The organism is Bifidobacterium sp. ESL0745 (genome assembly GCF_029433335.1).
GTDB lineage: Bacteria > Actinomycetota > Actinomycetes > Actinomycetales > Bifidobacteriaceae > Bifidobacterium.
Map to the genome: position 1 here is coordinate 299,773 of NZ_JAQTHX010000001.1, position 14,055 is coordinate 313,827.

Genomic DNA, 14,055 nt, shown 5'->3' on the forward strand with positions numbered 1-14,055 from the left:
AAGTGGTAGACGATCGTCTTTCGGGGGCCTCGCCGGCCGATGTCCGCGTGCGTAACCGCGATGCTGTATTACGTGCATTGTATCCGAACAGACGGTATTCGCGTTCGGAACTGTCCAGGATAACCGGAATGTCCAAAGTCTCGACCTCGGATGTTGTCGCTGACCTCATGGAAGACGGCTACTTGTGCGAGGTCGGTTACAAGAATTCGAAGAGCCCCGGCAAACCGGCACGGATGCTTGAGTTCAACACCGAGGCACAGGTGGTGATTGCCGTTGATCTGTCCAACGGCGACCAGATCAAAGGGGTGGTGACGGACCTCAAAGGCACCGTCCTCGCCCGCGAACGGCATCCTGTATGCGCGGGTTCCACATTGCGCATCGAAGAGGTCATCGATCTGTGCAGATCACTTGCCGAGGATTCCGATTTGCCGTTGCTGGGCATCGGGGTGGCGACCCCGGGCTTTGTCGACGAGCGCGGTGTGGTGCTTGAAGCGCCCAATCTGGGTTGGCTCAATGTCGATTTGGCCGGCGTCCTCAAAAACCGTTTTCACTGTGAGGTGTGCGTAGCCAACGACGCGGATTGCGGGGTTTCGGCCGAACGCAGCTTTGCCAACGGCTCCCCGAACATGATGTTCATACAGATCGCCAAAGGTGTGGGCGCAGGACTGTTGGTGTCCGATCACGTGGTGCATGGCAGCGCCAATACCGCCGGTGAAATCGGCCATGTGGTGGTCGACCAATCGGGATTCGAATGTATCTGCGGCAAACGTGGATGTCTGGAAACGGTAATCGCCGTTCCTGCCTTGAAAAGGCGGATTGGTGAGCACCCTGACAAGGAAGAGGAAATCATCGCTCAGGCGGGATGCATTTTGGGACAGGCACTTTCCGTAGTGGTGGCGATGACCGACATCACCGATGTCGTGGTCTCAGGGCCGGAAAGCCTGGTGGACGCGCGCTTTCGGAAGGCCACCCAGGAACGTGTCAATATGCTGGTGCATTCCCGGTTCATAGAAGAGGTGAAAGTGCATGGGCCGTATTTCAAAGAGGACACGGCGTTGCTTGGTTCGGTCGCCAATGTGTTGAAAACAAAACTCAATGTGATGTAGGTCTTACGATGAAGCCTTGTACCTTATCGGCCAAGACAATGTGATTTATCAATAAATAAATAAAGGAAATGAGATGCAATACACCATTAATGACGTTGAATACCATTTCGACCTTATTCCTGCGCCGAAGAACGTTGATTTCGACGGGCGGACGATGACGTTGCCCTACACGGGGCGTATTCTCGAATCGCGCGAGGTGGGCGATGTTGAATGCGTGTTGGCCGGCCAGCTCGCCGACGATATCGAAGCGGCCACGGGCATTCGTTGGGATGTCGCCAAAGGCAGACAATGGAACGCCTTCATCATCATTGATATTGATACGCAATTGGAACCCGAGGGCTATCGCCTTGACATCAATGAGCAGAAGGCAAAGGTTACCGGCGGTGATTTCGAGGGCGCTCGCAATGGGGTGCAGACGCTGCGCCAGATCATCCGCCAGTGCGCCCCGGTGCTTCCGCTGCTTTCGATTGCCGACAGCCCGGAGTACAAGATCCGCAGCTACTATCTTGATGTGACGCGAGGCCGCGTCCCCACGCTTGATTGGCTGAAGCGCTGGGCGGACCAGCTCTGCCTGTACAAGTACAACCAGCTGCAGCTCTATATCGAGCACAGCTTCCGTTTCGATGAGCTGAGCGAGACCTGGCGTGGGGTAAGCCCCTTGGAACCGGCGACGATCGTGGAATTCGACGCCTATTGCGCCAAGCGCGGCATCGAGCTGGTTCCTTCCGTTTCGACGTTCGGCCACCTCTATCAGGAACTTCGTACCCACGAATTGCGTGACCTGGGCGAGTTCCCCAAGGATGCGGACCGTACTTTCAGCTTCATCGAACGCCAGGAGCATCACACCCTCAACATCACCAAACCGGAAGCCTTCGAATTCTCGACTTCGCTGACCGATCCCTACATGGAGCTCTTCACCTCGAAGAAGTTCAACATCGGGGCCGATGAGACCTTCGACCTCGGCAAAGGGGCCTCGCACGAATATGCGCAAAAGCATGGTGTGGCGCGGATGTATGCCGACTATGTCACCAAGCTCTGCGAACATCTGCAAAAACTGGGCAGGCAGCCGATGCTCTGGGGAGACATCGCGGTCAAAATGCCGCAGATGCTTCCTTACCTGCCCAAGGATGCGACGCTGCTCAACTGGCTTTACTCGCCGACGGTAGGGGAGAACGAAGTCAAGCTTCTGGCCGATTCCGGACTGAAACAATATGTGTGCGCCGCTGTGTGGTGCTGGAATTCGATGCTGCCGAGGCTCGATGATTCGTGGAACAACATCACCCGTCTTGCCGGATTCGGCATCAAGTACCATGCGGTGGGCTTCATGGTCACCGATTGGGGCGATTTCGGCCATGTCAACGATCCGCATATGGCGTTGATCGGCATGATCTACGGTGCCCAAAACGGCTGGTGCCCCAGCACTGCGATGACGCAAGGCGATATGAACCGCATGGTCTCACGTTGTGCGTTCGGCGATCAGACCGGCAGCCTTGTCGAGGCGATTCGCGACGCTTCTCGATGCACTTCGTTTTCCTGGAGCGACGCTGTGCATTACATTGAGCTCGACGACGGCGATGGCGGGCTCAACCATGATGTACTGGCCGATTGCGATGGCCACGGCACGAGCAGGCCGTGGGTCAATGACTCCGATCTCGACCTTCAAGGCGCACGTTATCATCTGCTTGAAGACGGTCGTGAAACCATCGGTGAGGCTGACAAGTGCAATTCGGCGCTTTCTAAGGCCGCTTCCCGCATTGCCGTGGCATTGGCGGGGACGAATAAGGATGTGTCCTCGTATGCATCCGCGCTTTCGGTCGCCATCGAAGGGCAGCGTCTGCTCAATGAGTTCGGCTACATGATGGCAGCGAAGGCCGGGCTTGTGTCGGGTGAACATGGGCCTGAATATTGCAACAGGCTTGCCCGTTCCATCGAAGAATGGGGGGAGTCCTATTGCACCGCCTGGCGGAAGGTCAGCGAGGAATCGGAATTGAACCGCGTCACCTCGATCATCTGGCGTTGTGCTGATGCCCTTCGTCGATAGGCATGTGTTGCGTGGTGGTCCTTGCGGTTTGGCCGGTGAATCGCAAGAATCGTCACGCAATATTGTTATAGAACATGACAAAAGAAAAATATTATTTAATTTTTTTATAATATTTTCAACAAGAAGAGTTCTTACGCTTAAATTTGTAGCTGTTGTGTTCTATGATATCATTTAAGTAATTTATCCTTACATAATAGATGCTTTCATTGAACTGAGGAGGGGCCATGATCGGAAAACCGTTGAAATCCGACCCTTCCGATGTTCGAGCCAAGAATATTCGTACGGCGTTTCAGTTGGTGGCGTATGCCGGCGCGATTTCCCGTGCCGAGCTCGGCCGTCTCATGGGGCTTTCCAGAATGGCGGTCAGCGACCTGGTCAATGAGATGATGGAGAATCATCTGTTGCGTCAGGCGGGTCTGGACCGTCGCCAAGGACGCGGCAAACGCTCCTTGATGGTTACCGTCGACACGGATCACTGGCGCGTGGCTTCGGTGGATATGACTCAGCGTTTTGTCATACGGGGTGCGCTGACCGACCTGATGGGCCGTATCGTCGATCGGGTGGAGACGCCTTTGGGCGACGACGCCCAATCTCACTTGCAGATGGTCGATGAGCTGCTGGGTAAGCTGCTGGCCATGACCAGTCATCCGATCCTCGGCTTGGGTGTGGCCGTTCCGGGCGTTATCGATGCAGAGGGAACCGTGGTCCGATCGGTCAGTCTTGGATGGACTGAGATTCCCTTGCAGACGCATCTCAAACAGGAACGCCATATACCGACGGTGGTCTGTAACGACGTGAACATGGGGCTGCTGGGGGAATGCACGTTTGGCAAAGGTTCACGAAATTCGTTGTTCGTCCGCATCGGGCGGGGTGTGGGAGCCGGGGTATGCCTCAATGGCACGATTATCGACGGCAGTGGGTATTCGGCAGGTGAGATCGGACACGTGGTCGTTGACCCCAACGGGCCGCAGTGCGTCTGCGGCAAGCGCGGATGCCTGGAAATGATGGTCAATGTGCCGAGGTTGCGCGAGCGTATCGAATCACACCCTGACAAACGCGATGACATCCTTGGGCGCGGCGGGAATATGCTGGGCGATGCCCTGGCGATGTCCGTCAGCCTTCTCGATTTGAGCGATATCTCCGTGGATGGCCCGGCCGATATCATCGGTCCGGTTTTCCTTCAGGCACTGCGTGACGAGCTTGAGGCCAAGACCAACGTGGATTATCGTCGTCAGCCGGTGATTCATCGTTGCGAGCAGGGTGATGATCTGGTGTTGCGTGGGCAGGCGGTAGAGGTCATTCGTTCGTTTGTTGACAGCATCCACTCGCGTCGCGAAAGCGATGGTGGAATGGCCGAAGACGAAACGATCACCAAAACCGGATCGTTGCATGGCAAACGCATGGCAGGTACAAGCAAAGACGCTACGGATGCCGCCAAGTATGCCGACAGCATCGAAAGGAACCAGACGGCATGAAGACAATAGAGGAAAAGAGCGGTTTGGGATCTGAAATGAATCCTGTGCAAACAGGGAATCGGACGGGTTCGCACCAGCGGGCTGAACGCAATGGCCTCTATATCGGCATCGATATCGGGGGAACCAAAATCGCTGGGTCATTGATGCGATTTCGTGCCGACGGAAGCTATCGGGTGCTTGATTCGCAACGCATCAAGGTTCGTCGTGGCGGCCGGCAGGTTGTCGAGGATGTGACGAGTGTGGTGCTTTCGCTGCTGGACCGCAATTGCGTTGACGGCTCCGGCGTCGGTGATGACGTCGACAAAACCGGTGAGCGGCATATGAGCGTAAACGGTGTCGGTCTGTGTATTCCAGGTCGGGTCGATCCTGAGGCCGGCGTGGTGGAAAACGTCGCCAACCTCGATATCGGCAGGCTCGCCTTGGCTGACGAAATTCACCGGACGACCGGTCTGCCGGCTCATCTGGAAAACGATGTCAACGCGGCGACGCTCGGCTCCTATATCGTGCTTTCACAACATCGTGATCCTCGCTTGCCGAAACCGCAAGTCGGGGCAGACGTGGCGGTGTTCCTCAACCTTGGAACCGGTGTGGCCGCGGGAGTATTGCGTAATGGTGTTCTGGACAGCGGCTTCAGCGGGGTCGCCGGCGAAATCGGTCACATCCCCGTCGAGTGCCAGCGTTGGCATTGCGGATGTGGACAGGATGGCTGCATTGAGACCGCTGCCGGCGGCAATGCGATCAGGCGCCAATGGCCATATGCCGACCCGCCGATGCCGGATATCATCGCCAAAGCGCACGACGTCTCGAGCTCGGAGCATGACAAGGCTTGTGAAACATTGGATACGGTGATTGGGGCAATCGCCGATGCAATCGATATCCTTGCGCTTGCCATCGATCCCAGGATCATCATGATCGGCGGGGGGACGACGAAAACCGGCAAACCGCTACTTGACGAAATCCGTGCCGGCCTGAAGAAGCGTGCGGCTTCCAGCGCCTTCATCGCATCCCTGCATCTCGATGAGCGCATTGCGTTCGTTGATCCCGCCGAACCGATCGGTTGTATCGGTTCCGCTTGCGCCATGGCGAAAACCGCGGGCCTGCAGTGAGTATTCAGACTTGGCAAACAGCCCAATGGACAATTCAGATTGTCGATAAGCAGCAATTATAAAGGAGAGACAATATGGCAGAAATCATTATTACCAAGGACGAGGATGAAGCCGGCGAAATCTATGCCAAGTGCGTGGCCGATCTGATCGAGCGCAAGCCCGACGCGGTGCTTGGTCTGGCTACGGGCTCGAGCCCCTTGGCGGCTTACCGTCACTTGGCCTCGCAAGTCAAGGCGCGCAATCTTGACGTAAGCCAGGTTCGCGGCTTCGCGCTTGACGAATACGCTGGGCTCGATCCGAACCATCCGCAGTCCTATCGCAGCACCATCACCCGCACGGTGGTGGAGCCTCTGGGGCTCGACCCGGCCAAGGTGCGCGTGCCCAACGGCAATTTGAAGACCATCAAGGATGCGGGGCGTGAATACGATGCGGCGATCGAGGCCGCTGGTGGCGTCGACGTGCAGATTCTCGGCATCGGCACTGACGGGCATATCGGCTTCAACGAACCGGGCTCCTCACTCGCCAGCGGCACGCGTATCAAGACGTTGGCCGAACAGACCCGTATCGACAACGCACGTTTCTTCGACGGCGACATCAATCAGGTGCCGACCCACTGCATCACGCAAGGCATCGGCACCATCATGAAGGCGCGTCACCTTGTTCTGCTGGCGTTTGGCGAAGGCAAGGCCGAAGCCATCAAGGAGACTTGCGAGGGCGGCATCAGCGCCTTCTGCCCGGCCTCCGCATTGCAGCTGCACCCGCACGCCACGATCATCGTCGACGAGGCTGCGGCTTCGAAGCTTGCGCACAAGGATTATTACCGTTATGCCTATGCGCATAAGCCGGCTTGGCAGGAGATCTGACGACGTTCGCTTGACGGCGTTTGAAACACAGTGCTGTCATCGGCAATAAGAAAGGGACGTTGAAGGCAATCGGCGTCCCCTCCTTGCAAAAAGGCGTTGATAATACCTGGTCGGAAAGCGATATAACTTATTGTAATACTTTAGGAAAAGCAATCTGGGTCGATATGCGAAAGAATGTGAGACGCGATGATAAGTGAAGATAGACAACGGACGGTTGAACGGGTTACGAACGCCGTCGAAGGCGAAGCAACTGTCTGGTTGGTGGTTCGCAACGCACGCAAAGTCGACGCACGGGGCATTCAGGACGATTTTTGGGTCGTTGCCCACGACGGCGTGATTGAGGCGACGGGAAGCGGGGAAACTTCATTGGTTTGTGCATGCCGCGGTTTCGGCATTGCCGGCGACGGCACCCAGCCAGGTGATACTGTGCCGCTGGCATTGAAGCCGAATGTGGTTGAAGTCGATGCGCAAGGCAAGAACCTTACTCCCGGCTACATCGATATGCACGTGCATGGTTCCTGGGGCCGGTCGTTCGATGATGGCCCTGAGGGCATCGACATCGCGCGAACCGGACATATGGTGCACGGCACCACGCGCCAGGTGCTTTCCCTGATCACCAACCCGATCGATGTGATGTGCGCGAATCTCAAAAACGTCAAGTCCGCGATGAGTAGGCGTCCGGATGTGCTCGGCGCCCACTTGGAAGGCCCGTTCCTGGCGTTGTCCCGCAAAGGGGCGCATGACCCGAAGTGTCTGAAGGACCCGACCGACGATTTGGTCGACCGTCTTCTTGAAGCCGCGGATGGTTCGATTCGTCAGATCACCATCGCCCCCGAACTGCCGCATGGATTGAGCGCCATCAAACGCTTCGCCGCGGCCGGAGTTGTGCCTGCGGTCGGTCATTGCGATGCCGATTTTCAGACGGCCAAACGTGGATTCGAAGCTGGAGCCGGCATTATGACCCATATCTTCAACGCGATGAATGGCCTGAAGCACCGTGAACCCGGTCCGATTCCTGCGGCGGTGGAGGACCCGCGCGTCACCATCGAACTGATCAACGACGGCTTCCATGTACAGGACCCGGTGCTCAAGATGGCCGTCAAGTTCGCGCCGCATCGCATCGCTTTCGTCACCGACGCGATGTCGGCCACGGATTGCCCGGATGGGGCTTACAAGCTGGGGGCGCTTGATGTCACCGTCAAAGACGGCCATGCCCGTCTGGTTTCCAACGGCTCCATTGCCGGTTCCACCCTTCTGCTTGAGCGTTCCGTCTCGCGTGCGGTCAACGTGCTTGGTATGGCTCCTGTTGACGCAATCGAGGCTGCCACGTTGACGCCTGCCCGTACGTTCGGTTTCGACCATGCGAATGCCGTCACGGGTGCGCCGCTCGGTCTGCTTTCGCCGGGCTATGCCGCTGATCTCTTGATCAGCAACCCCAAGACCTGGCAGGTAGAGCATGTCTGGTGCGCCGGGCGCCGGATCTGCTGAGGGTTGTCGTTCGGATCCGTCGGGTGATTCAAATATTTACTGCGTTGTGATCTGATATTGCAGGCGTCGCATCACTGCACCGATGCGCAGGGGCCGGTATCACGGCAATTGGCTTCGTGATACCGGCCCTTCTACACGGCTTGGTACGCTGGTCTACTTCTCGGCTTCAGCCAGGTAATCCGGGATATTTTCCGGATACTCCGGCCATGCGCCGTTCTGCGTGCAGACGAACGCGGCAGTGTTGACCGCGGCGCGGTGCGCTTCCTGCAGTGACGAGCCGGAGAGGATCTTGGCGGTGAACGTTCCGGAGAAGGAATCGCCGGCGCCCACGGTGTCGACCACGTCGACGCGCGGGGTGTCGAGGGTGGAGGACTCCCCATCCTTGGCGATGATGGTGCTGAAGGTCGAGCCGCCGGTCAGGATGACGTAGTTCAGGTTGTATTTTTGCATGAACCAGTTGCAGGCCACCTCGTCGGAAGTGCCGCGAATGTCGAACATGTCGCGCAGCAGGAGCAGCTCGGCGTCGTTGATCTTGAACACGGTCGCGTATCCGAGGAGCTCTTCGATCAGTTCCTTGGAATAGTGGTCGCCACGGATGTTGATGTCGAAGAACTTCATGGCAGTGGGCTTGGCGTGCTTCAGAAGCTCCACGATGGTGTCGTGGGATTCCTGGCTGCGCAGGGCAAGGGTGCCGTAGCAGATCGCGTCGGCCTTCTGCACCATGTTGATCAGCTCGCGGGTGTAAAGGATGTGATCCCAGGCTACGCCCTTGATGATGGTGTACTCGGGGATGCCGTTCTTGAGGGCGACTTCGACGGTGGAGGTCGGCCATGCATTGCGCTGCACGATGGATTCGACGCCGGACTTCTTGATGGCCTCAACGAGTTCATCACCCAACGGATCCTCGCCCACAGCGCTGATGGCGTGGCTCTCGGCCCCGTTCATTGCGGCGTGATACGCAAAGTTCACAGGAGCTCCGCCTGCGCGCTTTCCGGTGGGGAGCATGTCCCAGAGCAGTTCGCCTAAGGCGACAACGATTGGCTTGGTCATGATGTAATCCTTTCTTACATTTTTTCTACGATGTTCAGTTATGAGTCGGTAAGATTAATTGTTCTGGTATCCGCTTGGACTTACGTGTTATTGCGGAACCGGGTTTTGTTTTACTTTGTGTTTCCGGGTGGCCTCTTGGCCAGAAAATATGAGGGGTGATCCAAAAACTGGGTGATGGCCGTAGCGGCGGCGCCGAGCACAGCGGCATCGGTGGGGAGTCCGGAGAGTGTTATTTCGGTGGATTGCACAATTTCGGGGATGATGCGTTCATCCACCACGTTTTGTGCGATCTTGAGCAGCCGTTGACCGCCGAGTGCGCCGATATCGCCCAAAACGATACGCCGCGGATTGAACGTGTTGCAGATGATGACGCACCCGTAGCCTACGTAGCGGCCGATGTCGGCAACGAGTTTGCGCGCCTTGCCAATCCGCTGGTTGTCGTTTTGCTGCTCGGCAAGCGAGAACAACGCGCGGCAGGCTTCGATATGTGTCATGTCGGCCGAACCGTCGATGATGCCGAGTTCGTCGATTTGTTCATGGATCGCGCCGGCGGAACAGTATCGTTCCAAGCATCCGACATTGCCACATTCGCATTTCCTGCCGTTAATGGCATCAATCGAAACGTGTCCGAGTTCGGTGGAGGCACCGAGATTGCCGTAAATCAACCTGCCGTTTTCGATGACCCCGAGGCCGACGCCTTCGCCGAGCAGGAAATAGGCCAGGCTTCCGGCGTCTTCGAGCTCGCCGAACAGGCGCTGAGCCAGGGCTCCGGCACGTGCGTCCTGCTCGATGAAGACAGGAACGGGGCACTGCCGTCCAAATTCCTCCTGGAAATTGATATTGCGCCAGTGCGGCATGCTTGAGACGAGTGCGGCGTAACCGGTGCCGTGCAGATAGGGTCCGGGAACTGCCATGCCGATGGCGACGATGTTCGGATCGGAGGCAAGCAGGGAATCGATGGCTTTGTGCGTTGCGGCGATGGCGGCATCGATGGTGTCGTCGCTCACGCGTGGCATGTCTTGAAGGCTCAGGCGTGTGCCTTTCAAATCAAAAACGCCGATCTGCACCAGGCTGCGTGCGAATTTGACCCCGATGAAGTGGAATTGCGCGGTGTTGATGATCAACCCGATGGATCGGCGGCTTTTGCTGCCTTTCATATCGCCGGTTTCGGCCACGATATCGGCGTCGATCAGACGTGCGGTGATTTTGGTGATGGCGGCTGGCGTCAGACCCAGCGTTTTGGCGATTTGCGCTCGCGAGGAGATGCCGTAACGGTAAAGATGCCACAGTGTTCTCGAACGGTTTCGTTCGGAGACGACGGATTGTGGTGCACCTGCATGAGTCGTGTCGTCATAAAAATCCGGAATCGAGGGGGCGAGGTGATCGATGGAAAAAGGCTGGGATTTCGTGTCTTGCATTGGCATTTTGCCGCGTTCGTGCATCGTGACACCTCCTCGGGCCGTTCCTGCGTGTCCAATCGCCGTCCATGACGATCGCGTATTGATGAACTGACTTCATATATTAACGAGGTTAATAGGAAACCGCAAATCAGGAAATGTAACGATTTTTGCGCATTTTCGGGCATAAGACAGCATGTAATCTATTAAAATATGCGATTAAATGATGTTCGAATAATAATTCAGTTAAGTGCATCGGTAAAGCCGATGATTTACGGCTACAAATTCAAAAAAATCATTCTCATAATCGTCGCCAACCTACTCATGCCCAACGATATCGCAATGCCGTCTTTGGCTTCGAAGCCGAAAGCGTGATTGGCCGGGGTCAATGAAGCTGTTCGTCAGCGACAAACAGTGCGTGGGCATCGCCGCTGGCCTTGCCCTGCTGGTATCGATCGAAGATTTTCAGCCGTTCGACCGTGCTCTTGGCCAGTGGCTGGGGAAGCGCGTCGCGGGAGAACCAGCCGACTTTGAGGCTTTCGTCGTCGCCGACGAAGGGTTCGGCGTTGCCTCCCGGCACCAGCCGGCAAAGGAACGAATGATCCATATATTGCGTTCTGTCGCCGTTGGCGTAGGTGATGATTTCCGAAGACGATATGACGGCCACCAGATCGGTGACTTCGGCGTCGATGCCGGTCTCCTCTTTGACTTCGCGCACCACGGTGTCGGCGGGCTGTTCGCCCGGTTCATTGATGCCGTATACCATCGCCCATTCGCCGGTATCCGCCCGTTGACCGAGCAGGATTTGTCCGTTTTCATTTTCGACGAGCCCGGTGACTCCGTTGAGCCACAGCAAATCGTGCCCGATTTTTCTGCGAAGTTCGATAATGAACGATGGTGTCGTCATACTTTTCTGCTTCCTGCTACGTACCTTTTGGCTTGTTCCGCCCGTTACCAGTGATAATAGAGCTTCCGGGATACGTCGGCTACATCGCCTTTCGCCCTTTGGCGCGGAATTCCTTGGGCGTGCTGCCCATCAGTTCCTTGAATGTAGCGGCAAAGTAACTTGGCGAGGTGATTCCTACGCGTTGCGCGATTTGGGTGATGGAAAGCTCCGTGTCGCGCAAGAGGTTCGTCGCCTCCCCGATGCGCACGCCGATGACGTATTGAATGGGGGATTGGGCCAGGAATTTCCGAAAGATACTGTCGCAGGCGCTTCTTCCGACCGATCCTGAGGCCGCGATTGCAGACAATGTGAGGTTTTCGGTGTAATGGCAACGGATATAGGTAGTCATTTTTCGCAAGGCCCCGATTTGTCCGTTTTCGGCTATCGCCGAGGTGGTGCCCTTTTCGTCCAGTGTTTTTATCCGTTCATACAATATTCGTACGATGTCGAAGAATATCCCCAGACCGGTCAGCGGCAGAGTCGGGCTGTCGCTTTGATCATGAAGCGTGTCGAGCAGGCTGGTGATCCGGTCTTTTGCTTTGGTTTCGCTACGCAGCACCGTATAAGGCATGACTTTGGATTCGAGGATCGGCAAGATGAATCGTTTGGTGATTTCATCAGGTGCGTCGACCTGTATGGGATTAAAGAGAACGCAATAGAATCTGGAATCTGACCCGTCAGCCGAAAATCCATAATGCAGTCTTTTGGAATTGACGAAGATGGTTTCGCCTTCATTGACCCGTACGGTTTCGCCGTCGATGAAGTAGTCCATGTGGCCTTTGAGCATTCTGGTGAATTCGAGGTCGACGTGCCAATGGCACAACGCCTGCTTTTTGGGGAAGTCGCTCAGCCGTGCGTCGTCCAGATACAGGAAATCGGTCGGGTACCGGTAATGGACCACTTCCGATCCGTCGGCGTACAGCTGTGGTCTTGCCAGCGTTGTGCTGGTTGAGGCAACGGTCCCGTCCATTATCGGCCTCTTTCGTCGTTTCCGTTACCATGCCCACGATATTAACAATCGTATCGAAAGATGGTATATATTTACAGTTTCAAGGCATATTATGACATTTTTTCGACTACTTTTGCAAGATAGCGCTAATAGACTTGCCTTATGACGAAAAGAGCAAGGAAATCCTCTCCGGTGGCGATGCGGAACGTTGATACCGACACAGGCAATGGTGATTCCTCGCGTTCGTCTTTCCTCCGACTGATTGCGCCGCTTGCTTTGCCTATGGCGGCGCAACAGTTCATGGTTGCGCTTTCCTCCTGCGCGGATTCGCTGATGATGACAGGCATCGGTCAGAACGAACTGTCGGGCGTCTCTCTTGCCACGCAATTTCAGTTCGTCTTTTCGCTGTTTCTGACCGCGCTTACCGTGGCCATGAGCACATTGGTCGCGCAATATTGGGGCATCAAAGACAATCGGACGGTTTCTAAGGTCTCCTCTTTCGTCATGCGTTATGTGCTTCTTATCTCGTTGGTGTTTTTCCTGCTGTTGATTGTGATGCCGGACACGTTGATAAGGTTCATGACCAATGACCCGTCCCTGATTCCTGTCGGGGCTGAATATCTGCGGATTTCCGCGCCATCGTATTTCTTCCTTGCCGCATCCCAGGTGTTGTTGTGCCTGATGAGGAATACCGGACTGGTGGCGCGCACAAGGTACCTGGGTCAGTTTTGCCGGGTTGCTGGTCCATCTTGCGCTGAATACGGTGCTGATTTACGGCTGGTTCGGGGCGCCGCGGTTGGGGGTGCTGGGCGCGGCCGTTTCGAATCTGGCATCCCAGGTGTTGATCTGGCTGGGGCTGATGCTGATCCTTCGCGTTCATGGCTGGGCTCATTTCGACCTGAAAAACATCCTGCGTCGCGAGCCGCAGTTGCAGCGCGATTTCTGGAGGTACTGTCTGCCGCTTTTGGGCAATCAAATCGTTTGGGGCGGCGGTTTCAGCATGTACACCGTCATCATGGGCCATCTTGATGGTGATGCGGTCGCGGCCAACGCCATAGCCAACATGGTCAAGGATCTGCTGGTGTGCGGTTGCATCGGGCTGGGCAACGCCGGCAACGTGATCGTCGGCAATATGCTGGGCCGCAACGAATTTGGAAGGGCCAAACGTACCGGTCGTCAGCTCACGAAATTTGCCATATTGGCCGGTGCGATTACGGGTCTTGTGATTCTCGCCATACGTCCATTGCTGCTTCGCTTCGTGGGATTATCGCCTCGTGCCACGGGCTATCTTTCCGTCATGCTGATTGTCTGCTCGTATTATGTGATTGGCAAATCCATCAACGTCACCACGATCAACGGCATTTTCCCGGCCGGCGGCGACACCAAATTCGGCCTGTTGTGCGATTCGGTGACGATGTGGGTTATTGTCATTCCGCTGGGGTCGTTGGCCGCATTCGTCTTCAAACTGCCGGTTCTGATGGTCTATGTGTTGCTCAATATCGACGAAATCATCAAACTTCCGGCCGTGTTCATCCACTATCGCCGTTATCGCTGGCTGAAAAACGTGACGGGCAAAGGCGAGGAAATGGAACAGAGCGAACTCGCCTACAAGTAATACAATATTATATAAAACA

The 14,055-nt window shown here is 56.1% G+C and carries 12 protein-coding genes; 8 read left to right on the plus strand and 4 right to left on the minus strand.

Features of this window, described 5'->3' with window-relative positions; all coding sequences use genetic code 11:
• Window positions 1-2: 2 nt before the first annotated feature.
• From PT275_RS01045 to nagA, 6 genes are all read left to right on the plus strand, one after another.
• Window positions 3-1,106: an ROK family protein gene (locus PT275_RS01045; protein ID WP_277151499.1), complete on the plus strand. Its 1,104-nt coding sequence runs from the start codon at window positions 3-5 to the stop codon at window positions 1,104-1,106.
• Window positions 1,107-1,179: 73 nt separating this feature from the next.
• Window positions 1,180-3,147 (plus strand): glycoside hydrolase family 20 zincin-like fold domain-containing protein, encoded by a 1,968-nt coding sequence (locus PT275_RS01050; protein ID WP_277151501.1) that lies wholly within the window; start codon window positions 1,180-1,182, stop codon window positions 3,145-3,147.
• A 224-nt stretch (window positions 3,148-3,371) separates the two neighbouring features.
• Window positions 3,372-4,622 carry an ROK family protein gene (locus tag PT275_RS01055; protein ID WP_277151503.1) on the plus strand — a complete coding sequence of 417 codons (1,251 nt, stop codon included), beginning with the start codon at window positions 3,372-3,374 and terminating at the stop codon, window positions 4,620-4,622.
• Complete coding sequence (locus PT275_RS01060) at window positions 4,619-5,728, plus strand: ROK family protein (protein WP_277151505.1); 1,110 nt, start codon at window positions 4,619-4,621, stop codon at window positions 5,726-5,728. The genes PT275_RS01055 and PT275_RS01060 overlap by 4 nt, the downstream gene beginning before the upstream one ends.
• A 74-nt stretch (window positions 5,729-5,802) precedes the next feature.
• Entirely contained in the window at window positions 5,803-6,591 is a 789-nt protein-coding gene (gene nagB / locus PT275_RS01065; RefSeq protein ID WP_277151507.1) for a glucosamine-6-phosphate deaminase, read from the plus strand.
• Between the two features lie 186 nt (window positions 6,592-6,777).
• Window positions 6,778-8,079 (plus strand): N-acetylglucosamine-6-phosphate deacetylase, encoded by a 1,302-nt coding sequence (gene nagA / locus PT275_RS01070; protein WP_277151509.1) that lies wholly within the window; start codon window positions 6,778-6,780, stop codon window positions 8,077-8,079.
• 153 nt (window positions 8,080-8,232) lie between these two features.
• On the opposite strand, the gene PT275_RS01075 is transcribed toward nagA, so the two are convergent.
• From PT275_RS01075 to PT275_RS01090, 4 genes are all read right to left on the minus strand, one after another.
• A complete protein-coding gene (locus tag PT275_RS01075; protein ID WP_277151512.1) occupies window positions 8,233-9,129 on the minus strand; it encodes a carbohydrate kinase in 897 nt (298 codons plus the stop codon).
• A 110-nt stretch (window positions 9,130-9,239) separates the two neighbouring features.
• Window positions 9,240-10,547 carry an ROK family transcriptional regulator gene (locus PT275_RS01080; protein WP_277151514.1) on the minus strand — a complete coding sequence of 436 codons (1,308 nt, stop codon included), beginning with the start codon at window positions 10,545-10,547 and terminating at the stop codon, window positions 9,240-9,242.
• 364 nt (window positions 10,548-10,911) lie between these two features.
• Window positions 10,912-11,433 carry an NUDIX domain-containing protein gene (locus PT275_RS01085; protein WP_277151516.1) on the minus strand — a complete coding sequence of 174 codons (522 nt, stop codon included), beginning with the start codon at window positions 11,431-11,433 and terminating at the stop codon, window positions 10,912-10,914.
• Window positions 11,434-11,512: 79 nt separating this feature from the next.
• Window positions 11,513-12,442 carry an AraC family transcriptional regulator gene (locus PT275_RS01090; RefSeq protein ID WP_277151518.1) on the minus strand — a complete coding sequence of 310 codons (930 nt, stop codon included), beginning with the start codon at window positions 12,440-12,442 and terminating at the stop codon, window positions 11,513-11,515.
• A gap of 141 nt (window positions 12,443-12,583) precedes the next feature.
• Between PT275_RS01090 and PT275_RS01095 the strand changes: the two genes are divergently transcribed.
• Together PT275_RS01095 and PT275_RS01100 are read left to right on the plus strand one after the other, a co-directional pair.
• Window positions 12,584-13,450, plus strand: a complete 867-nt coding sequence (locus PT275_RS01095; protein WP_277151520.1) for an MATE family efflux transporter — start codon at window positions 12,584-12,586, stop codon at window positions 13,448-13,450.
• Window positions 13,422-14,036, plus strand: coding sequence for an MATE family efflux transporter (locus tag PT275_RS01100; RefSeq protein WP_277151522.1), 615 nt, complete (start codon window positions 13,422-13,424; stop codon window positions 14,034-14,036). The genes PT275_RS01095 and PT275_RS01100 overlap by 29 nt, the downstream gene beginning before the upstream one ends.
• Window positions 14,037-14,055 lie beyond the last annotated feature (19 nt).

What these genes read in the sequence shown, in the direction of transcription:
- PT275_RS01080 (WP_277151514.1), bottom strand. Translation starts at nt 10,547, where the DNA reads ATGCAAGACACGAAATCCCAGCCTTTTTCCATCGATCACCTCGCCCCC.
- PT275_RS01090 (WP_277151518.1), bottom strand. Translation starts at nt 12,442, where the DNA reads ATGGACGGGACCGTTGCCTCAACCAGCACAACGCTGGCAAGACCACAG.
- PT275_RS01055 (WP_277151503.1), top strand. Translation starts at nt 3,372, where the DNA reads ATGATCGGAAAACCGTTGAAATCCGACCCTTCCGATGTTCGAGCCAAG.
- PT275_RS01050 (WP_277151501.1), top strand. Translation starts at nt 1,180, where the DNA reads ATGCAATACACCATTAATGACGTTGAATACCATTTCGACCTTATTCCT.
- PT275_RS01085 (WP_277151516.1), bottom strand. Translation starts at nt 11,433, where the DNA reads ATGACGACACCATCGTTCATTATCGAACTTCGCAGAAAAATCGGGCAC.
- PT275_RS01100 (WP_277151522.1), top strand. Translation starts at nt 13,422, where the DNA reads ATGTACACCGTCATCATGGGCCATCTTGATGGTGATGCGGTCGCGGCC.
- PT275_RS01060 (WP_277151505.1), top strand. Translation starts at nt 4,619, where the DNA reads ATGAAGACAATAGAGGAAAAGAGCGGTTTGGGATCTGAAATGAATCCT.
- PT275_RS01075 (WP_277151512.1), bottom strand. Translation starts at nt 9,129, where the DNA reads ATGACCAAGCCAATCGTTGTCGCCTTAGGCGAACTGCTCTGGGACATG.
- nagB (WP_277151507.1), top strand. Translation starts at nt 5,803, where the DNA reads ATGGCAGAAATCATTATTACCAAGGACGAGGATGAAGCCGGCGAAATC.
- nagA (WP_277151509.1), top strand. Translation starts at nt 6,778, where the DNA reads ATGATAAGTGAAGATAGACAACGGACGGTTGAACGGGTTACGAACGCC.
- PT275_RS01095 (WP_277151520.1), top strand. Translation starts at nt 12,584, where the DNA reads ATGACGAAAAGAGCAAGGAAATCCTCTCCGGTGGCGATGCGGAACGTT.